Source organism: Flavobacterium sp. (assembly GCF_044341185.1).
Lineage (GTDB): Bacteria > Bacteroidota > Bacteroidia > Flavobacteriales > Flavobacteriaceae > Flavobacterium.
Genome location: NZ_JBIISE010000016.1, coordinates 23,082 through 44,823, shown reverse-complemented (window position 1 = coordinate 44,823; position 21,742 = coordinate 23,082). Strand labels below are relative to the sequence as shown.

The 21,742-nt window shown below is 31.4% G+C and carries 19 protein-coding genes and 1 tRNA gene; 5 read left to right on the top strand and 15 right to left on the bottom strand.

Annotated elements, in window-relative coordinates:
- Positions 1-1,924: DUF294 nucleotidyltransferase-like domain-containing protein (locus ACIQZ1_RS05075; protein WP_396159657.1), on the top strand; the 1,924-nt coding region annotated here is incomplete at its 5' end.
- Between the two features lie 5 nt (positions 1,925-1,929).
- Positions 1,930-2,517, top strand: coding sequence for a PolC-type DNA polymerase III (locus ACIQZ1_RS05070; protein ID WP_396159655.1), 588 nt, complete (start codon positions 1,930-1,932; stop codon positions 2,515-2,517).
- Positions 2,518-2,586: 69 nt separating this feature from the next.
- On the opposite strand, the gene acs is transcribed toward ACIQZ1_RS05070, so the two are convergent.
- From acs to ACIQZ1_RS05025, 9 genes are all read right to left on the bottom strand, one after another.
- A complete protein-coding gene (gene acs / locus ACIQZ1_RS05065; protein ID WP_396159653.1) occupies positions 2,587-4,494 on the bottom strand; it encodes an acetate--CoA ligase in 1,908 nt (635 codons plus the stop codon).
- Between the two features lie 105 nt (positions 4,495-4,599).
- Positions 4,600-6,522 carry an acetate--CoA ligase gene (locus tag ACIQZ1_RS05060; RefSeq protein WP_396159662.1) on the bottom strand — a complete coding sequence of 641 codons (1,923 nt, stop codon included), beginning with the start codon at positions 6,520-6,522 and terminating at the stop codon, positions 4,600-4,602.
- Between the two features lie 117 nt (positions 6,523-6,639).
- Complete coding sequence (locus ACIQZ1_RS05055) at positions 6,640-7,002, bottom strand: response regulator transcription factor (RefSeq protein WP_396159651.1); 363 nt, start codon at positions 7,000-7,002, stop codon at positions 6,640-6,642.
- A 1-nt stretch (position 7,003) separates the two neighbouring features.
- Positions 7,004-9,700, bottom strand: coding sequence for an ATP-binding protein (locus ACIQZ1_RS05050; protein WP_396159650.1), 2,697 nt, complete (start codon positions 9,698-9,700; stop codon positions 7,004-7,006).
- 332 nt (positions 9,701-10,032) lie between these two features.
- Positions 10,033-10,248, bottom strand: coding sequence for a DUF6814 family protein (locus ACIQZ1_RS05045; protein WP_291242863.1), 216 nt, complete (start codon positions 10,246-10,248; stop codon positions 10,033-10,035).
- Positions 10,249-10,269: 21 nt separating this feature from the next.
- Positions 10,270-12,081, bottom strand: a complete 1,812-nt coding sequence (locus tag ACIQZ1_RS05040) for an MFS transporter (RefSeq protein WP_396159648.1) — start codon at positions 12,079-12,081, stop codon at positions 10,270-10,272.
- 19 nt (positions 12,082-12,100) lie between these two features.
- A complete protein-coding gene (locus tag ACIQZ1_RS05035; RefSeq protein ID WP_396159646.1) occupies positions 12,101-13,477 on the bottom strand; it encodes a porin in 1,377 nt (458 codons plus the stop codon).
- 94 nt (positions 13,478-13,571) lie between these two features.
- On the bottom strand, positions 13,572-13,991 hold the full coding sequence (locus ACIQZ1_RS05030) for a hypothetical protein (RefSeq protein WP_396150981.1): 420 nt from the start codon (positions 13,989-13,991) through the stop codon (positions 13,572-13,574).
- A gap of 169 nt (positions 13,992-14,160) precedes the next feature.
- Positions 14,161-16,137 carry a thiamine pyrophosphate-dependent enzyme gene (locus ACIQZ1_RS05025; protein ID WP_396159644.1) on the bottom strand — a complete coding sequence of 659 codons (1,977 nt, stop codon included), beginning with the start codon at positions 16,135-16,137 and terminating at the stop codon, positions 14,161-14,163.
- Between the two features lie 184 nt (positions 16,138-16,321).
- On the opposite strand from ACIQZ1_RS05025, the gene ACIQZ1_RS05020 reads away from it, so the two are divergent.
- Both ACIQZ1_RS05020 and ACIQZ1_RS05015 read left to right on the top strand, forming a co-directional pair.
- On the top strand, positions 16,322-16,708 hold the full coding sequence (locus ACIQZ1_RS05020; RefSeq protein ID WP_396159642.1) for a DUF4258 domain-containing protein: 387 nt from the start codon (positions 16,322-16,324) through the stop codon (positions 16,706-16,708).
- 79 nt (positions 16,709-16,787) lie between these two features.
- Positions 16,788-16,862, top strand: a tRNA-Val gene (locus ACIQZ1_RS05015).
- 388 nt (positions 16,863-17,250) lie between these two features.
- On the opposite strand, the gene ACIQZ1_RS05010 is transcribed toward ACIQZ1_RS05015, so the two are convergent.
- The 3 genes from ACIQZ1_RS05010 to aroC form a co-directional block, all read right to left on the bottom strand.
- On the bottom strand, positions 17,251-17,397 hold the full coding sequence (locus ACIQZ1_RS05010; RefSeq protein WP_396159640.1) for a hypothetical protein: 147 nt from the start codon (positions 17,395-17,397) through the stop codon (positions 17,251-17,253).
- Positions 17,394-17,564 (bottom strand): hypothetical protein, encoded by a 171-nt coding sequence (locus tag ACIQZ1_RS05005; RefSeq protein ID WP_353151019.1) that lies wholly within the window; start codon positions 17,562-17,564, stop codon positions 17,394-17,396. The genes ACIQZ1_RS05010 and ACIQZ1_RS05005 overlap by 4 nt, the downstream gene beginning before the upstream one ends.
- 109 nt (positions 17,565-17,673) lie before the next feature.
- Complete coding sequence (gene aroC / locus ACIQZ1_RS05000) at positions 17,674-18,729, bottom strand: chorismate synthase (RefSeq protein WP_396159638.1); 1,056 nt, start codon at positions 18,727-18,729, stop codon at positions 17,674-17,676.
- A gap of 77 nt (positions 18,730-18,806) precedes the next feature.
- Between aroC and ACIQZ1_RS04995 the strand changes: the two genes are divergently transcribed.
- Positions 18,807-19,637, top strand: coding sequence for a hypothetical protein (locus ACIQZ1_RS04995; protein WP_396159636.1), 831 nt, complete (start codon positions 18,807-18,809; stop codon positions 19,635-19,637).
- On the opposite strand, the gene ACIQZ1_RS04990 is transcribed toward ACIQZ1_RS04995, so the two are convergent.
- From ACIQZ1_RS04990 to ACIQZ1_RS04980, 3 genes are all read right to left on the bottom strand, one after another.
- Complete coding sequence (locus ACIQZ1_RS04990) at positions 19,630-20,082, bottom strand: protease complex subunit PrcB family protein (RefSeq protein ID WP_396159634.1); 453 nt, start codon at positions 20,080-20,082, stop codon at positions 19,630-19,632. The genes ACIQZ1_RS04995 and ACIQZ1_RS04990 overlap by 8 nt on opposite strands.
- A 2-nt stretch (positions 20,083-20,084) precedes the next feature.
- Entirely contained in the window at positions 20,085-21,218 is a 1,134-nt protein-coding gene (gene bshA, locus ACIQZ1_RS04985; RefSeq protein ID WP_396159633.1) for an N-acetyl-alpha-D-glucosaminyl L-malate synthase BshA, read from the bottom strand.
- A gap of 63 nt (positions 21,219-21,281) precedes the next feature.
- A complete protein-coding gene (locus ACIQZ1_RS04980; protein WP_396159632.1) occupies positions 21,282-21,740 on the bottom strand; it encodes a DUF1801 domain-containing protein in 459 nt (152 codons plus the stop codon).
- Between the last annotated feature and the right edge of the window lie 2 nt (positions 21,741-21,742).

Here is a 21,742-nt window from a genome sequence, read left to right as displayed (position 1 = left end):
TACTCCTATCATGAAGAATACTTTTGCAGAAAATATTGTAGATTTTTTAAAACTATATGAGCCATTTAAAACAGTAGCTTATGGAGACTTATTAGATATTGCTTCGCAGAGTGAAATTATTTATTTAGAAAAATCGAAACGATTATTTAAAATTAATGACGAATTGCATCAGAATTTTTACATTGTACATTCTGGCAAAATTCATTTAACAAAAATAATTGATGCACAAGAAACTTTAATTTCTAAATGTTATGTAGGTTCTATTTTTGGTTTACGTCCGTTTTTTGCAAAAAATAATTATTCGTTAAATTCTATTGCAAATGAAGATGCTGTAGTTTATGCAATTCCTATTGTTTTATTTAAACCACTTTTAGCTAAATATGCTACTGTAATGGATTACTTTTTGGAGAGTTTCTCTGAACAGACAAAATCCAACGGTGAAAATTATCAAAATTTAAAAGCGATTTCTGAAGCCAGTTCTGAAACAGAATTAACAGACTTTTCGTATTTTCAGGAATTGGATTATGATAAAAATCCACTTGTAATTCCTACGCATACCAGTATTTCTTCTGTGGCGAAGAAAATGATGGATACAAACAAATCCTATGCAATTGTTACGAATAACGCCAGAATAAACGGCTTAATTACGGATGCCGATTTTAGAAAAAAAGTGGCTTTCGGTTCAATTAATTTTGATGCCGATTGCAGCTCAATTATGCAACAAAATGTAGCCATTGTAGAAGAAACCATTTCTGTAGCTGAAGCGCAATTATTGCTTCTAAAAAACGAAACCAGCTATTTATGTGTTACTGAAGATGGTACAGAAAACACGCGTATAAAAGGTATTATTTCGGAACGCGATATTATAAAATCGCAGTCAAATAATCCAGGGGTTTTGATTGATGAAATTAGAAATTCGAAAAATTTTGAGGAATTAAAATATGTACATTCTAAATATTTGTTTGTAATACAAAATTCATTCACAAAAAATATTCCAATATTTCATATTAACAATACTGTTGGTGGTGTTTTACACGCGATTATTCAGCAATGTATACAATTATCTATTGAGAAAATTGGCTCTCCTCCTGCTCGTTTTGTTTGGCTTTCTTTAGGAAGTCAGGCACGAAAAGAACAACTGGTATTAAGTGATCAAGACAATCTTATTGTATTTGAAAATGTGGCTGCTGATAAACACCGTGATGTTAAATTTTATTTCGTACAATTGGCTAAATTAGTCATATTAAATATGCAGAATTTAGGTTATAAACCTTGTCCAAATGAACACTTAGCCAGCAATATTAATTGGTGTAAATCGTTATCTGATTTTACGTCAATTTATACAAATTGCATTAAATCACCAGGTGAAAATATGTCGGATTTTAATGGTATTTTCTTTGATTTTGAATACATTTATGGTGAAACGAAAATTAAAGATTCATTAGAAATTGCCATACATCAGAGTTTAGCCAATAATACTATGTTTTTTGATTATATTGGTAATCAATTACTTAAACTTCCTCCTGCTTTGACTTTTTTCAAAAAATTTGCTGTTGAAGAAAATGGAAAACATAAAGAACTATTTAATTTAAAAGAAAAAGGGTTACAATTTTATATTGATGCAGCACGAATTTTTGCTTTAAGTAATAACTTAAAAGGAATTAACAATACCTATTTGCGATTTAAGCAAATGGCTATAATTGATACTAAAAATGCTGAAAAATACTTGGATTTTGCTGAGAACTACATAAAATTACAAGAATTAAGAGCCCAAGAAGGTATTATAAATGATAATGACGGCGCTTTTATCGACCCAAAAAAACTGTCTAAAATTGATAAAGAGGAAATGAAAAAAGCCTTATTAGAAATTGAAGATGTTACAGATTTAATTAAATCAAAATATAAATTAACCCAATTTTCATAAAATATATGTTATCAAAATTATTTCATAAAGATTATCCTGAATTTTGGAAAAAATATACTGAATCTTTTAAAAATCCAGCTACTAAATATGTTGTTATTAGTATGGAAACTTCGGGTTTAGATACAGAAAAAGATGTGATTATGTCTATCGCAGCCACATCTATAGTTGAAAATAGAATTATTTTGAAAGACTCATTTGAGATTTACATTAAGCACACTACTCCATTAGATATTAGTTTAGATAACGAATTTATTACGGTGAGTAAAGTAGAAAAAGTTTCTGAAGAAGTGGCGATTGAAACCTTAATTGAATATCTTGGAAATTCAATATTTATTGGACACCGAATAGATTTTGATATCGAAATGTTAAACCAAATGTTAAGTCGACTTAAATTAGGGAAACTTAAAAATGAGGCCTATGATATTGAAGCTATGTTTAATAAATTATCAGACACCAATGATAAAAAATATGCAATGGAAGAAATGAGTAAATTTTTAAATATTTCTATCAGTGAACGAAATTCTGTTGCAGATGATGCCTATTCAATAGCTATTTTATTTTTGAAATTGAAAAGTAAATTAGGGATTAAATAAAAATCTTTACCTATTTAAATACAAAAAGAGGCACTATGTTGTGCCTCTTTTTGTATTATGAAATTGAAATTATAACTTTTCGTTTTTAATTTCTTCAACAATTTCAGGGTTTAGTAAAGTTGAAATATCTCCGAAATTAGAGAAATCACCTTCAGCAATTTTTCTTAAAATACGTCTCATAATTTTTCCGGAACGTGTTTTTGGTAAACCAGACACAAATTGAATTTTATCTAATTTTGCAATCGGTCCCACTTGGTCTGAAATAAGCTGATTGATTTCTTTACGTAAATTATCTTGATTTCTTGTTTCTCCTGTTTCTTTCAAAATCACAAAACCATATAACGCATTTCCTTTAATATCGTGAGGAAAACCTACAATAGCACTTTCTGCCACTGCTGGATGCTCATTTATGGAATCTTCAATTGGAGCGGTTCCTAAATTATGTCCTGAAACAATAATAACATCATCTACTCTACCTGTAATTCGGTAATATCCAACTTCATCGCGTAAAGCACCGTCTCCAGTGAAATATTTACCTGGGAATGCTGTAAAATAGGTTTCTTTATAACGTTGATGATCACCCCAAATAGTTCTTGCCATTGACGGCCAAGGGAATTTTATACATAGACTACCAGTTACCTGGTTACCTTCAATTTCGTTTCTTAATTCATCCATTAAAACCGGTTGAATTCCTGGTAAAGGTAAAGATGCATACGTTGGTTTTGTAGGTGTTACGAAAGGGATTGGAGAAATCATAATTCCACCTGTTTCGGTTTGCCACCAAGTGTCTACTAATGGGCATCGCTTCCCTCCTACGTGGTCGTTATACCAATGCCAAGCCTCTTCGTTTATAGGTTCTCCAACAGATCCAATCACTTTTAAAGAACTTAATGGGAATTTTTGAACATAATCTAAATTTTCTTTGGCTAAAGCACGAATGGCAGTTGGGGCCGTGTAAAATTGATTGACTTGATGTTTTTCAATTACTTCCCAAAAACGACTAAAATCTGGATATGAAGGTACGCCTTCGAAAAGTACTGTAGTAGCTCCGTTTAATAACGGACCATATAAAATATAAGAGTGTCCTGTAATCCATCCAATATCAGCGGTACACCAGAACACATCATTTTCTTCGTAATTAAAAACGTTTTTAAAGGTGTATGCAGTATATACCATATAACCTGCTGTGGTATGCAACATTCCTTTTGGTTTTCCAGTAGAACCTGAAGTATATAAAATGAATAAAGGATCTTCAGCATCCATAATCTCAGCTACATTATTTCCCAAAGCAGCATCTAAAAGTGGTTGTAACCAAATGTCTCGACCATCTTTCATATTTACAGTCGTATTAGTTCGTTTAGCTACTAACACTTTTTCTACACAAGGACATTTTTCTAATGCTTCATCTACGATACCTTTTAAATCTACCGATTTATTTCCTCTAAATCCACCATCAGATGTAATTACCATTTTACATTCAGAATCGTTAATTCTTGCCGCTACAGCTGAAGCTGAAAAACCAGCAAATACTACCGAGTGAATGGCTCCAATTCGCGCGCACGCTAATACAGCAACAGCTAATTCTGGAATCATTGGTAAATAAATACAAACTCTATCGCCTTTTTTTATGCCTTGTTCACGTAATACATTAGCCATTTTAGAAACTCTTACATATAATTCGTTATATGTAATATGTAACGCTTCTTCTTTTGGATCGTTTGGTTCAAAAATAATGGCTGTTTTATCGCCTCGTTTGGCTAAATGTCTGTCAATACAGTTTTTAGTAATGTTTACTTTCGCATTTAAAAACCATTTGAAATTGGCTTCTTGCATGTCCACATCAAAGACTTTATCCCATTTTTGATACCAAGTAAAGTTTTCATCAGCAATACGATCCCAAAATTTTCTTGGTTCGCGTACTGATTTTTTGTACATTTTAAAATAATTTTCTAAATCAGTAATTTTATAATAACTCATTATTCGTTTGGTTTTTTGTTTCGTTATGTAAATATAATAAATCTATTCCTTCGTTAAAGAAATAATTTGCTAAATAAGTATAGGTTACTTTCGTTCAATAAACTTTTATCTAAATGAACCTATTTTTGCTTTTATAAATTCGGTTCTAACTTCGTCAATTATAGCTTCATCATCAATAGTAGATGGAATTTGAAAATTTTCACCATCGGCAATACTTCGTAAAAGCTTACGTAAAATTTTACCCGATCTGGTTTTTGGAAGACGAGGAACAATAACAACGTCTCGCAAAGAAGCCACTGCACCAATTTGCTCACGAACCAACTGAACTACTTCATGTTGTAATTGAAAATGTTCAATATTTTCACCAAGTTTGTTTACCACTAAAGCTAATGGAACTTGACCTTTTAATTCATCATTTATTCCTATGACTGCACATTCTGCTACGGAGTGATGCGAAGAAACAATTTCTTCCATTTCTGCTGTAGAAAGTCGATGACCAGCCACATTAATTACATCATCTACCCTACCTGTAATATAGATATAATCATCTTTATCTTTAAATCCGCCATCTCCAGAAAAATAATAACCTGGAAATTTTTCTAAATATCCTTCTTTGAATCGAGCGTTTTCATTCCATAAATCCATCATCGTTCCTGGAGGTAATGGCAATTTTATTACTACAAATCCTTCTTCGTTTGCAGCCAGTTCTTCCCCTTCTTCATTAAAAATTTGAATATTATATCCGGTAACTGCTTTTCCTGCTGAACCTGGCTTTATAGGTAAAAACTCTACTCCCATCATATTAGCAATCATTGGCCAACCTGATTCTGTTTGCCACCAATGGTCAATTGCCGGTACTGGAATATGCGCTTGATACCATTCTAAAGTAGCCACATCACAACGTTCACCTGCTAAAAACTGAGTTCGTAAAAACGATAAATCGTGTTTTTTAATGAAGTCTCCATTTGGGTCTTCTTTTTTAATGGCTCTAATAGCAGTTGGCGCTGTAAACATTACATTGACTTTATGCTCTTCAATTACACGCCAAAACGTACTTGCATCTGGGGTACGAATAGGTTTTCCTTCAAAAATAATTGTAGTATTTCTATTTATCAAAGGTCCGTAAACGATATAACTATGTCCTACCACCCAACCTACATCCGAAGCTGCCCAAAAAACTTCATCTGGTTTAGCACCATAAATATGTTCCATTGAATATTTAAGTGCAGTAGTATAACCTCCTGTATCTCTGACTATTCCTTTTGGTTTTCCTGTTGTTCCAGATGTATATAAAATATATAACGGATGTGTTGCTTCCACAGAAACACAAGGTGCTTCTTCTGAACCAAATACTAAGGCATCATAATCAACATCGTATTTTTTAAATGGTATTCTTGCTCCTAATTTTCTGTTTAAAATAATAACTTTTTTTGGCTTATGTGTTGCCAATTCAATAGCCTCATCTACTAAGGGTTTATATGCAATTAATCGATCTATTTCAATTCCAGATGAGGCTGTAATTACTATTTTTGGTTTGCAATCATCTATTCGTATTGCTAATTCGTGTGGCGCAAAACCACCAAAAACTACGGAATGAATAACTCCTATTCGTGCACAAGCTAACATTGCAAAGGCAGCCTGAGGTATCATTGGCATATAAATAACTGCCGTGTTACCCTTTTTCAAGCCTAAAGACAACATACCGCCTGCTAATTTGGCCACTTCTGTCTTTACTTCATTATATGTATACTTCTTAACAGTTTGGGTTACTGGCGAATCATAAATAATAGCTACATTATCTCCAAATCCATCTTCAATGTGTTTGTCTAATGCTAAATAACAAGCGTTTAATTCTCCATCTGCAAACCAAAGTGGATACTCATTTTGATCTTTAGATAAAATTGCAGTTGGTTTTTTAAACCATTTTATTGTATTTGCTTGGTCTGACCAAAATTTCTCAGGAGATTGAATACTATGGTTATATAATTCTTGATACGTCATTATTTCTGTTAATTTGTTCTGTTTTATCAAAGTAAAAATACTAAATTAAAATACACCAATTGAAATAATGTTGCTAAATAAGTATATATTTTATTGCAAAAAAAAAAGACAAAAACTGGTTTTGCCTTTTTATTTTATATGATTTTAATTAAGTAATTCAAGTACTTGTTCCACAACTTTTTTAATAGAAAAGGGCTTGGTTAAATACGCATCGGCACCTAAAGCCATACCTTTTTCAATATCACTTGCTTTGTTTTTAGCAGATAAAAAGATGACTTTTGTATGCGATAAATTGCTGTCTTTTCTAATATGTTCTAAAGTAGCATAACCATCAACAAGTGGCATCATAACATCTAAAATAATGACATCTGGAAAATTAGATTTTACAATTTCTAACGCTTCTATTCCATCACGTGCAATAAAAACTTCAAATTCATTTTTCTTAAATGTATACTCTAATGACATTACGATGTTGGGTTCGTCATCAACAATTAATATTTTTTTCATCTTAAATATTTTCTATAGTATTATTTTTTGGTAATGTAAATACAATGCTTGCACCCTTTTCGTTATGCTCTGCCCATATTTTACCTTTATGATATTCCATAATTTGTTTACAAATCGCTAATCCTAAACCACTCCCTACCGGTTTTTTTATATTTTGATTGGTGGACTGATAAAATTTATCAAAAATAGCATCAAAATCATTTGGATGTATTCCTTTTCCGTTGTCTTGCACGAAAGTATAAATAAAATTATTCTTTTCCTTAATTTGAATCGTAATTAAGCCATTTGTTTCTGGACAAAATTTAATGGCATTGGATACTAAATTGGTAATTACTTGCACAATTCTGTCTTCGTCATAGAAAGCAGTTACCACTTGTTTGCTCTCAATATGTATTGTAATGTGTTTATTTTTAATTAATTGCTGTAAAGATTCTATTGATTTTTCTATTGTTTGTACTAAATTATTTTGTGTAGGATGAATAATTTGTTTTCCAGTTTCAAATTTTTCTAAATCAAGAATTTTATCAATTAATCGGTTCAATCTATCGGATTCCGAAATAATATTTTGTAAAAATTGCTTTTTTAATTCATCTGGTATTTCGTCATCATCGTGTAAAATTTCGCTTGCGGCTCTAATAGCGGTAATTGGCGTTCTTAATTCATGTGTAACAGTATCCAAAAATTCATCTTTCTGTAAATCTTTACTAATTAATGAGGCATTGGCATCTTGAAGTTTAGCCGTAATAATTTTAAGTTCATTAGAGGTTTCAGTCAGTTTTTTGTTAACAATGATATTTTCTTTCGATTCTTCTAAAATTTTTAACACTTCTGGCAATGAAATTTTCTCTTCTTTTACTACACTAGAGATTAATATTCTAGCAGAAGCTGTTCCGATTTGTCCTGTAAGTAAATTTTCGGAAAACTTAATTAAACGAGCATCTGCCAATTCTACATCTTGGTCTACATTATACTTTACATTAAAAATATTCATAGCACGTTTGGTGCGTTCTTCACCTAAAAATCGAACCAAAACCTTTTCGATATCATTTCTATAAGCCGTTCCTTTCCAAATAAATGCATTTTCATGATTGGTTATATATTTATCAATATCTACAAACATTTCTGCATAATTACGTTCTCTGTAATTCCCTTTAAAACTTACTGAAACAGCAAAATAAGTAAACCAATTAAATAATAAACTCCAAAAAAACGCGTGCGGAATGGGATCTAAATAATTCAAACCAAATAATTGAAACGGTTTTAATAATTCAATATTTAAAAATCCATTTGAGATAAAAGTGCTATCTGCATTTGATGTACCTATAGTATAAGGGATTAATAGTGTAAAGACACAAACAACGAACCCGATTAATATGCCATAAATAGCACCTAACCGAGAACCCCTTCTCCAAAATAAAGCACCAAAAAAAGATGGAGATAATTGGGAAATTATAACAAATGCAATCATTCCAATAGATACTAAATTATAATTTAACCCAAAAAAACGATAAATAAAATAGGATAGAATTATTAGTAAAAAAATACTTATTCTCCTACTATTTAATATACTCTTAGTGCTTATGGTTTCAGCATTTTTCAACTTCCCAAGTAAACTATATGGAATTAATATGTTATTTGTTACCATAGTTGACAAACCAATAGATGAAACGACTATCATAGAAATTGCTGCTGAAAATCCGCCAAGAAAAACCAAAACCGTTAAAATTTTATTATCAAATAATTGCGGAATTAATAAGGAATAGACATCGGAATTCACTTCTTGCCCATCAAACAAAATATTACCACCCCAAGCTATTGGATAAACAAAAATATTAAACAGCAATAAATACAATGGAAACAACCAAACCGCAGTGTTTACATGTCGTTCGCGATTGTTTTCTACTACTGAAACATGAAACTGTCTCGGAAGTAAGAATATCGCAAACATAGAAACTAAGCAAAGTAAAAACCAATTAATAGCTTGTGGTAATCCTCCAATGGTATTCTTTACATGAAAATCTTTTAACAAACTGGCCTTTTGATAAATATCATCAAAACCATCAAAAACGAAAAAAGTAACGTAAACTCCAATTATCACAAAAAACACTAATTTCAGTATGCTTTCCATCGCAACAGCTGTTACAATTCCTTTTCTTTTTACTGAGGCATCTGCGTAACGCGTTCCATAATAGGAAGCAAATAAAGCCAATGCTACAGCTACATACGTTGTAATATCATCAAAAATAAATGAGTTTATCGGTGTGTTTGAAACTACATGAAAAGTTTCAGTAATGGCTTTTAGCTGTAAAGCTATATACGGAATAATTCCTGTTAAACAAATTACAGTTACAATAGCTCCTAAAAACCTACTGTTTCCATATCGTAACGAAATAAAATCGGCAATGCTAGAAATTTTATTAACACGCGAGATTCTGATAATTTTTTTAAGAATTAAAATCCAAGAGGGTGCAATGATTATGGGTCCTAAATAAATTGGTAAAAAACTTAAACCATTATCTGCTGCAACACCAATACTACCATAATATGTCCAAGCTGTACAATAGACTGCTAATGACAAAGAATAAACATACGGATTATTTGTCCATTTACTATTGTTGTTTTTCTCTGCCCAATGTGCTATATAGAATAAAATAGCCAAATAAATGGATAATATTATTAGGAGTACTATACTATTCATTATATCGAATCATTATTACTAAAGAGATTAATATAGAAAGCAACCAAGCAGAAAAAATAAAAATATAGCTACTTGGAAAACCAAATATACTTTTAGAAGAATCAAACAATAGAACAATAGGCATATTTAGACATACGAGTAATACCATCGATAAAATGACTAATTTCTGTTGGTGTCTTTTTTTCATGTATTTGATTTTAATTCAAGTTTTAAAAATACAGAATAAATTAAAAAGAGTCAAATATTTTAATAGAATATTCATAAAATAAAAAAACCATCCCTAAAAATAGAGATGGTTTTTAACATTTATTATTAAAATTAAGTAGATCCGATTAGTTATCGTATTCACCTGATAAGCAATATTTACCGAAAGTAAATAATCCATACGCAATAAGCGGACACAATACAAAAGTATATATAATAGCTGGAACTAATTTTTCTCCGCCTTCTTTCCACATACCTAACGCTTGATTGATGAATAAGTAATATACTGCAACAGCACCAATAGCTATCCATACAATCCCTAAAATTCTTTTTATTTTATTCATTTTGTTATGTTTTTAAAGTTATTAATCGTGTGCGTTTTTATCGTTTGATTTTAAATAAATCACTCCGATAATCAAACAAACACCTGCTACAATAATTGGATACCAAAGACCTTCTAAATACGGTTTGTCAAATGGTAATGCATCACCTGCTTCTTTAGCAATATCATTTGCTTTCTTCGCATTTAATGCTAAGAAAGTTGCAACTGCTGGTAACAATCCACCAAAGATACCATTTCCTACGTGGTAAGGTAAACTCATTGATGTATATCTAATTTTAGCTGGGAACATTTCTACTAAGAAAGCTGCAATAGGTCCGTATACCATGGTTACAAATAATACTTGAATGAAAACCATCAAAATTAAATGCCATTTGATATCATCAGTAATGTTTTTAGATACTTCCGTTCCATGTTTTAAACTTACACCAGCTGGATGACATTTAGCACCTGAACCTTCAGTAAACGATTTTAATTCTACAACTGCTAACGTATCTACTTTTGCAGGTTTTTCATCTGGTTTTAAACTGTTTTTAAGTTTAATAGTGTTCACAGTCACTACAGAATCTTTTGTAGTATTAAATTTAATCCAAACTTCGTTTTTAGCATTTGCTTTTGCATCAAATTCTATTGCTTTTGCAGCATAAACAGTATCAATTGTAGTATAATGGAATTTTGCCCCTGTATTATATAACGAATCTGATTTTGTAGCAATAAGAATTTTTGTATTCTTAACTGTTGGATCTTTTTTGTCTGGTGCGGTTTTAATTTCCGCTAAAGGTGCTCCAATAACTTTACAGCTATCGATAACTAATGTGTTACCATTCGCTTTCATTGATTTTTCACTTGCAGATTCATACATTGAAGTATAAATTGGACGGTAAGCAAAAATAGCAATTAACATACCTGCCATCATAATCCATTTTCTACTCATTTTATCAGATAACCATCCAAATAACACAAAGAAAGGTGTACCTAATGCCAAAGATACTAACATAATGTTATCAGCAATATCTTTATCAATGCTCATTGTTTTTTCGATGAAACTCATCGCGTAAAACTGACCTGTGTACCAAACCACACCTTGTCCCATTGTAGCTCCAAACAAAGCTAACAATACAAATTTGAAGTTTAATTTATTTCCAAAACTTTCTTTTAATGGATTTGCAGAAACCTTACCTTCTTCTTTTACTTTAGTAAATACTGGTGATTCGTGCATGTTTTTTCTAATCACGTAAGAGATAAGAATCATTAAGATAGAAACCCAAAACGGAATTCTCCAACCCCAATCAACGAAGTCTTCTTTAGATAAAGAGTGTCTTGTAATGTAAATTACAATTAAAGAAATAAATAATCCTAATGTAGCTGTAGTTTGAATCCAAGACGTAAAGAAACCTCTTCGGTCTGTTGGCGAATGTTCTGCCACATAAGTAGCTGCACCACCATATTCTCCACCTAAAGCCAAACCTTGTAACAATCTTAAAATAAGCACTAATAATGGTGCAAAAAATCCGATTGTTTCATAAGAAGGCACACAACCAATTAAGAAAGTAGCGCCACCCATTAATAAAAGTGTCACCATGAACGTATATTTACGTCCAATTAAATCACCTAATCTTCCAAAGAATAACGCTCCGAATGGACGTACCACAAATCCAGCAGCAAATGTTGCTAATGTAGATAAGAATGCTGCAGTTGGATTATCTGGTGGGAAAAATTTTGTTGAAAGTAATGTAGCTAAACTTCCAAAGATATAGAAATCATACCATTCAATCATTGTACCCATTGAGGAAGCGGAAATCACTTTCCAAATTCCAGTTGTCTTTTTATCGCTCATGTTTAATCAGTTTTAAATTTTATAAATATATTTGTAATTGTAATAAAAATTCTCCTTTATACGAATCAATATTGTCTTTAGTAATGTAAATAGGTCTGTTTGAATATTGAGCCGTTAATTTAGCATGATGACCATCTAAAAACAAGTTGGTTCCAAAATCAAATTGATTACTTGCTTTACCTAAAGCTTCAAAATTCTTGTACGTGTAAGCTGCAAATGGTTGAATTCTAACCTTTGGTTTGTCTGATTTATTAGGTAATAAAAAACCTGCTTGAGTATACCAAATATTTCCAGTTCCTACCATTGGTTGAAGATTTCCGGGACCAGCCAAACTTCTACTACCTGTAAAGCTTGCATCTGCAACTCCTTCATTCATAATTCCAATATTTCTTAAATAATTAGGACCAAAATTGTAATCATAATAAACACTATAAGCTGTTACAGCCATTTTTTTATCTTTCTGACCAACTGGTAAATCAACAAACACATCTCCTGCAAATAAATTTATTGCATGTCTATCTGTAATTCCATTTACTGAAGTTTTTGTACCACTAGGAGTAGTATAAAAACCTGCTCCAAAGTTTAACATTTTTTTAGTCCCAAGATACGATCCAACCTTGAAAGGAAGAAAATTCGACTCTTTATCAAATACCTGATATTCAACATATCCTGCTTTTGACCATTTTGCATTATTATTGTTATCTACAGCTATAGCATTTTCAGCTTGAGTAACATTAGTAGCCGTTTGGTTAGTTGCAAAAGGTTTGTTTAAACTAAATCTATATTCAAATTTATTATATTTACCTTTAGCAAAAACACCAATTTGTCTTGCAAATTGATCTGAATTTTCTATCAAAGGCCAATTGAATATAGGTGCATCAATAGTTAAATAATTTAAGGTTGATGACATTGTCATTCTAGATAAACCCATATAATAGTGTAATCCACCTCCTAATGATAAACTAAATGGTTTTCCTTCTTTAGGAAGTACGACAGCATATTCATTCCATGCATCATGAAAAAACAAGCCAGGTTTTTTACCAGCTCCATATCCACCTGTGCCAGTAGATCCTGAAGCACCACCATTAATAAATGTTTGGTTATTTATACCCACATGTGTTACAATCATATAACGAGGCGATATTTGGGTATAAGCAAGTATACGCAATCTTCGTAAACCTATATCTTCTTGAGAAGAGACTCCTTGATCCCCAATCATTGTTCCAGGATTCATTTGTGAAGCACGCATCCAGACTTGGTTCCAAGTAATAAATCGCATGTATTTTGTTCCTTCTGGATTAAGGTTAAACTTTATACCTCCACCATAATCGGTTGATCCCTGACCAAACGATAAAGCCGTGATAAGAAGCGCGGCTGTTAATAAAATTTTTTTCATAATTTAATATAGTTAGTATTTGATTAGTGGTGCCAAATTCTAAAAAATATCAAATTAAAAAAATTTCAATATATATATATGTAAAGTAGTATAGTTAATCTTTAAAACGCTCCCATTTTATGAGCATAAACTTATCACCAAGTTCGGTAATAATCATTCCTGCTCCAGATAATATTTCTTTGTTTTTAAGAAATTCAACCAATTCTAAATGATTAAAAATCTTATATGTTGGATGGTAATTGGAGTTTTCTGGTTTTTTAATTTTAAATTCTTTTACCCAATTACTAATTGAAACATGAGACACCCCGATAATGCGTTCAATTTCTCTAAAACTTAATCCTTCGAGATATAATTGTAAGGCTTTCGTAACGTAATAATCGTCAATTTTTTTACCTAATTTATTAACGCTAAAAAAATAATTACACGGTTTACACAAATAACGTTGTCTGTTTTTGACAATTCCACTCTTAACAATCTGATTATTTTGACATTTTGGACAGGCTAAAATCTCCATATATATAAATTTTGCATAAATATACTAAATTAGCAATATAATAAAATAGAATTCCTATTTTTTTTATATTTTTTTTTCATTACTCCTAAAAAATAATAGAAATAATTATATAAAGCACAAAAAAAGCGTAACATGTACGCTTTTATAAATTCAAATGTAGTATATTTTATTAAAAAGCTATCAATTCTTTTAAAGTTATTTCAAAACGTGCTTTTGGTAAATATTGATCTTCAATAGCTTTAACAAATGGAATTGGTGTTTCTAAACTTCCTACTCGTCTTACAGGAGCATCTAAATATTCAAAACAATTTTCCATAATTAAAGCCGAAATATCACTTGAAATTCCACCAAATAAGGTATCTTCTTGCAGTATAATACATTTTCCAGTTTTCTTAACTGAAGTATAAATGGTATCTAAATCTAAAGGTTGAAGCGTTCTTAAATCAATTACATCCGCAGCAACATCTGGGTTCTTAGCTAACGTTTCTAACGCCCAATGCACACCCGCACCAAAAGAAATTATAGTAATATCATTTCCTTCCTTAAGTAAAGCCGCCTTACCAAAAGGAATCGTAAAATAATCAGTTGGTACGTCTTGATGAATGCTTCTGTATAATTGTTTGTGTTCAAAAAACAAAACCGGATTCGGATCGTTAATTGCTGTATTTAACAAACCTTTTACATCGTATGGAAAAGCTGGATATACTACTTTTAAACCTGGTGTTTTGGTAAACCACGCTTCATTGGTTTGAGAATGAAAAGGACCTGCTTGTGTGCCTCCACCGCAAGGCATTCGTACCACTACATCCGCTTTTTCATTCCAACGGTAATGTTGTTTGGCTAATAAATTGACTATCGGATTAAATCCTGTTGAAACGAAATCTGCAAATTGCATTTCTACAATAGCTTTACATCCGTTAATAGACAAGCCCATTCCGGTTGAGACTACTGCGCTTTCGCAAATAGGTGTATTTCGCACACGTTCTTTACCAAATTCAGCGACAAAACCGTCTGTAATTTTAAACGCACCGCCATATTCTGCTACATCTTGACCCATAATAATCAAATCATCGTAGCGTTGCATGGATTGCCGTAACGATTGAGAAATGGCATCGATAAATCGAATATTTTCTGTTATTTCAGATGGATGTATTTCTTCATGAACATAAGGCGCATAGACATCATTTAACTCTTCTTCTAAATTAGCCACCACTTCTTCTGCAGCTTGAGTAATTGCCCAATGTTCATCTATTTCTGATTTAATAGCTTCACGAATTTGTAAATCTTCTGCTTCAGACAAAACTTCGGTTGCTAACAAATACTGTCTATAATTTTCAATTGGATCTTTTTCTGCCCATTCATCCATTAATTCTTGTGGTACATATTTGGTACCACTCGCCTCTTCGTGTCCTCGCATTCTAAAGGTTTTAAACTCTAACAAAACAGGACGAGGATTGGCAAGCATTGAAGCTTTTAATTCTGCAATTTTAGAATATACTTCTAAAATATTATTTCCATCAAGTACATGACTTTCCATTCCGTAACCAATACCTTTATCTGCTAGGTTTTCACAACGATACTGTTCGTTCGTTGGTGTAGAAAGTCCGTAACCGTTATTTTCAATCACAAACAATACTGGTAAATCCCATACCGCGGCAATATTTAACGCTTCATGAAAATCACCTTCAGAAGTAGCGCCTTCACCTGTAAAAACAGCGGTTACTTTACCATTCTGTCTTAATTTATTCGCCAAAGCTATCCCATCTGCCACACCCATTTGCGGTCCCAAATGGGAAATCATTCCAATAATTTTATATTCCTGAGTACCAAAATGAAAACTTCTATCTCTACCTTTTGTAAAACCCGTTTTCTTTCCCTGCCACTGCGAAAATAATCTGTGTAAAGGAATATCACGTGAAGTAAAAACTCCTAAGTTTCTATGCATTGGCAAAATATACTCATCTGAGTCTAAAGCACAAGTAATACCAACAGAAATAGCTTCTTGTCCAATGCCTGAAAACCATTTAGATACTTTTCCTTGTCGTAACAAAATGAGCATTTTTTCCTCAATTAGTCTGGGTTTAACTAATTTTCTATATAAAGTAAGTAACGTTTCGTTGGTAATATTTTGTCTATCAAAAATCATAATATATTTGGAATGTAATTTTCATCAAAAGTAATAAAAATAACATTTTAAAAGAATTATGTTAGAATATTATTTAAAGTGCATGTCATTAATTATAACAATCATTTATCAAAAGTGAAATAGAAAATTGTTATTTGACAATCCTATTTATAGTACTATCTTTGTAGTATTAAAATTAGTACATATGTCATTACGATACAGATTAGCTTTTTATATATTCGGTTTATTAATTGGGTTTTACTTTGTTGGAGAATTTTTATCTGCCAAAGCAACTTCTCGAGGTGTTACATTTTGTTATTTTCCAAATTGCAGAGTCATAAAAGATATTAGAAGCAAACCATTTAAAACTTCAGCAGCAGTGGATAGCATTTTTGCAAAAAAAATAACCACGATGAAAGCTATAGACATAGCAATTTCTAATGGGGATGTGGATTTTTCAAAAAGCAACATTCCCTATAAAAATGGAAAAAAATACATAATTGATTCTCAATTATCTGAAAATAAAAAAGTTACCTTAACGATAATAAATCAAACCGATAGAGTAATTTTAGAGGATATTAAATTTAATTAATTATTTTTTATTTTTACTTGTATATAAAAAATTAGAGTGTATATTTGCACTCGCATTACGGAAGTAGCGCATATTATTGGGGCGATTAGCTCAGCTGGTTCAGAGCACCTCGTTTACACCGAGGGGGTCGGGGGTTCGAACCCCTCATCGCCCACAAACATTAAACTCCATAAGAAATTAAGGAGTTTTTTTATGTCAAAAAATAAATATTAGACAATTTATAAAAACGTATAATTAGGAAATGTTTTTATAAAAAATTAACTAATAGCAATTTATATAAAAGAGATAGTGTATAGATACTCCGTAGTTAGTGTATAGATAGTGTATGGATAGTGTATGTAAAGTATATGAAGCGTGGCTGAAAACCAAAAAATCGGTATTTGTAGATAAAATGTAAGAAGATTGGTATAAAAATATAAAAAAGATACTGCTCTTTGAAGTGCACAAGCATTATGGCAACCTTAAAACTTGTTAGTCTTTAAGTTGCCTTGTTGCAAAGAAAGGATACTTTGCGTAGCGAAAATGGAAGAATGAAATAAAAATTATTTTTCTTCCTTTTTCTTCAAATCTTTTAGAGTGGGATAATTCTCTTCTCTTTGTTTTTTACCAGAATAAAAAATATTCCACATGGTAAAAAAAACATAAACTATAAAAATGATACCACCTGTTATAAAAAATCCTATACTCATGATGATCTTCTTTGTCGAATTACTAATGCAAATAATAATATAGTACCTGGCCAATGGGCAGAATATAGCGCTTCATCATGTCTACCTAACAAACCTAATGTAATTGAATATAACATACAAATAAATGCTAATATTACTGGATACCATTTTAGAACAAATTCCTTCATTTTTTTTTATTTAATTTATTTTTATAAATTTAATATTTTATTTTGATATTTATGTTAAAAAATTGTGATTCTTTAATAAAAAAACAAAATCAGTCCTTTTAAGTAAAATCTAAAATGATTTATTTAACAAAGTAAAATCAGCCAAAACCATAGCAGCTAATGCTTCTACAATAGGTACAGCTCTAGGTACCACACAAGCATCATGGCGTCCTTTGCCTTGTTGGTCTTTAAGTTGACCATCTTGAGTTAAAACTTCTTGTTGTTGTAAAAGTGTGGCAACAGGTTTAAAAGCTACACGAAAATAAATATCCATACCGTTACTTATTCCACCTTGTATACCACCAGATAAATTGGTTTTGGTACTGCCATCTTCGTTAAATAAATCGTTGTGGGCACTACCTTTCATTTCAGCAGCACAAAATCCTGCGCCATATTCAAATCCTTTTACAGCATTTATAGACAACATGGCTTTACCCAGTTGGGCTTGTAATTTATCAAAAACCGGTTCGCCCAAACCAATGGGTACATTTTGTATTACGCAAGTAATAGTACCACCAACGGTATCGCCTTGTTTTTTTATTTCGGTAATGTAGTCTTCCATTTTAGCAGCTGTGGCTTCATCTGGACAGCGAAGAGCATTGCTTTCAATTTTAGTGAAATCTAAATCTTGGTAAGGTTTGTCAATATAAATGGTTCCTACTGAAGAAACAAAAGCGTTAATTTTAATCTCAGGAATAATTTGTTTGGCAATAGCGCCAGCCACTACCCAATTCACCGTTTCTCTTGCTGAACTTCTTCCGCCACCTCTGTAATCTCTATTTCCGTATTTTTTATCGTAAGTAAAATCTGCGTGACTAGGACGAAATGTATCTTTTAACTGATCATAATCTTGGGACTTCTGATTTTCGTTTGCAATCAAGAATCCAATAGGTGTCCCTGTAGTCTTTCCTTCAAAAATACCTGACAAAAACTGAACCGTATCGCTTTCCTTTCTTTGAGAAACCAGTTTAGATTGCCCCGGTTTTCTTCGATCTAATTCTGATTGAACAAAATCCAAATCAATAGCAATATTAGACGGACAACCATCAATAATTCCTCCATAAGCTAAGCCATGCGACTCACCAAAGGTTGTTAATGTAAAACGTGTTCCTATCGAATTTGCCATCTCAAAATATTTTTAGCAATAATTAATTGATACAAAAATATCGAATGTTTTTTTTATATTAGCAAAAAATTTTCAAAATGAATAAAATACTAGTAATACTTTTTAGTTTGAGTTTGATTTCTTGTGCCGTAGAAGGTTTGGAAAGCACAATTGAAGACAATTCAAATAACCAAAACAACACAAACAACTCAACTACTTTTACAGATGCCTTACCAATGAATTCTGGGAACTATTGGACGTATGATGTAGTGGGATTAGCCAATACAAGAGATTCTTTATATATTTTTGGTGATGAAATAGTTGGAGCACACACCTATAAAAAATTTAAAAACCGAAACAATATCGCAACTGGCTTTTATTGCTCATCATTAAATAACAATAATGTAAGAAAAGAAGCTGGAAAATTACTTTTAACAGGAAATTTAAGTGTATTACAAGGTATAACACTCCCAACTGGAGTAGATTTTAGCGTAACTGATTTTATTATTTTTAAAGAAAATGCTACAAATGGCGAAATTTTATCTGAAAAAACAGGCACATTTCAACAAACTATTAGCAGTTTACCAATTACAATTGAATACCGATTGAGATCCATTGGTGGAGAAAGTTTTGCGTCTTACACTTCTCCAAATAATGATGTGTATCCGAATGTAAAATCTACTAAAATTGTAGTGAATTTAAAAATAACATCAACTCAAACTATTGCAGGATTTCCTATAACTGTAAACATTTTACCGCAGCAAGATGTCGTAGTTTCTACACAATACTTATCTAAAAACATTGGTATAGTATATACAAAAACAAATACCAATTTTAGCTTAAACGCTGCCATAGCAGCACAAATTGGATTTCCAGTGACTAATTCACAAGTACAAGAAGAATTTTTGGATACGTATAATGTTAATTAACTAAAATTGTTTTGTTTTTAGGCACCAACACAAAAAGATAAGGTGACGTAAATGCATCTGTTACGAGTTGATTTTTTTCAGGAGTAATTTCTTTTAAAATAATTTGTGCAGTTGTGTCTGTAAAAAGTACATCGTCTACTTCAATATCATAGCCTCCTGTGGTTTTTTCACCTAGAAAACAAGCTACTAAATCGTGTTTTTCTAAATCAATAGCTAGTAATTTACCGAAAGATTCTTCTTCAATATTTAAAGAAGTAATTAACGCATTAAATTCTTCATAGTTTTTAATTACTTGAGATGATTTTTCTTTTTTTCCACCTATTTGGCTTTTAAATACCACTTCGTACTTGTCTTTTTCTTTGACAATAACTTGCTGAGCTGGTTTACAAGACAAAAACAACAAAAAAACTCCAATAAGTGACACCCTATTTTTAAACATATTCATAATTAAGACTCTAAATTAATAGCTTTGTTATACAATTCTTCATACAAAGGAAGAATATTTTTAATATCAAATTTTTTGGCTACTTCAAAAGCTGATTTTTTAAACCGAAGTAACGTGTCTTCCGATTGTAAAATTGAAATGGCATTTTTACTCATACTTTCTACATCGCCAACAGGACTTAAATAACCCGAAACACCTTCCTCATTTACTTCTGGTATACCACCAGAATTACTTGATATTACGGGCACACTAAATGACATAGCTTCTAATGCTGCTAAACCAAAACTTTCTGTTTCTGAAGGTAATAAAAATAAGTCAGAATACTTTAAAATTTGGTTGATATCGTTACTATTTCCAAAGAAAATGACTTTATCTGAAATTCCTAAATCTTCACATAATTTTTCGGCAACAATCTTCTCTGGCCCTTCCCCTACCATCATTAATTTGGATGGAATTTCTTTCTGAATGTTATAAAAAACCTTTACAACATCAGGAATGTTTTTTACTTTTCTAAAGTTAGAAATATGGGTTATTATTTTTTCATTAGACGGCGCCAAAACAGAACGCTGACAAATAGATTTATTTTCTAAAAGGGTTTCTTCAATTTCAATAAAATTCGGTATCACATGAATTTCTTTATTGATATCAAACAAACGATACGTAGCCTCGCGCAAACTATTAGAAACACTAGTTACAAAGTCGGATTTATTAATACTAAATGTCACCGCACTTTTATAAAATGGATGATTTCCAACTAAAGTAATATCGGTTCCATGAAGTGTCGTAATCATCGGAAGTGAAATACCTTCTTCGACTAACATTTGTTTCGCCATATATCCCGCATAAGCATGAGGAATAGCATAATGTACGTGTAACACATCAATCTTATATAATTTTACCATATCTACTAATTTACTAGATAAGGCCAATTCATAAGGCTGATAGTGAAACAATGGATAGTTAGGAACATTTACTTCATGAAAATAAATATTCGGATTTAATAATGATAATCGCACAGGCTGCTTATAGGTAATGAAATGAATTTCATGTCCTTTTTTTGCTAGTTCTAAGCCTAACTCTGTAGCCACTACGCCACTCCCACCAAAGGTAGGATAACAAACCATTGCTATTTTCATTTATATATGTTGTTGAAATTTCAAATTCTTTTTTAAAGACGTTTGAAATTTATTTTGTTATTATTATTTCTTTACAAATGCCGCTTCATAAGTTTCAATCCAATCTGAAACTGATATTTTTGTAACCAATTCACCCAATAATTCAAAAGGAATTTCATCGAAGTTTTTAAATCTAATACAACTTTTACCCATGTCTAATTTGAGAGTGCTGTGTTTAGGATATTCCGCCACAAACCAATCGTAAAGTGCTTTATTGGCATAGATTCCCATGTGGTAGAAATTGATGGTGTTTTTTTGGGATGCAAATGTGATAAAAGGCAATGGATCAGTTGGTTTACAATGGTATCCTTTTGGATAAATTGTATGCGGTACATAATAGCCAATCATACCATAATTCATACCCTCTTCAAAACCATTTGGTGTGTTTTTAAGTAGGACATTTCGTAGCAATTCCATTGGTTTTTTTCTGTCTTCTGGAAGATTATTCATATATTCTTCCACAGTTTTTGCAGCTGAAGTCATAA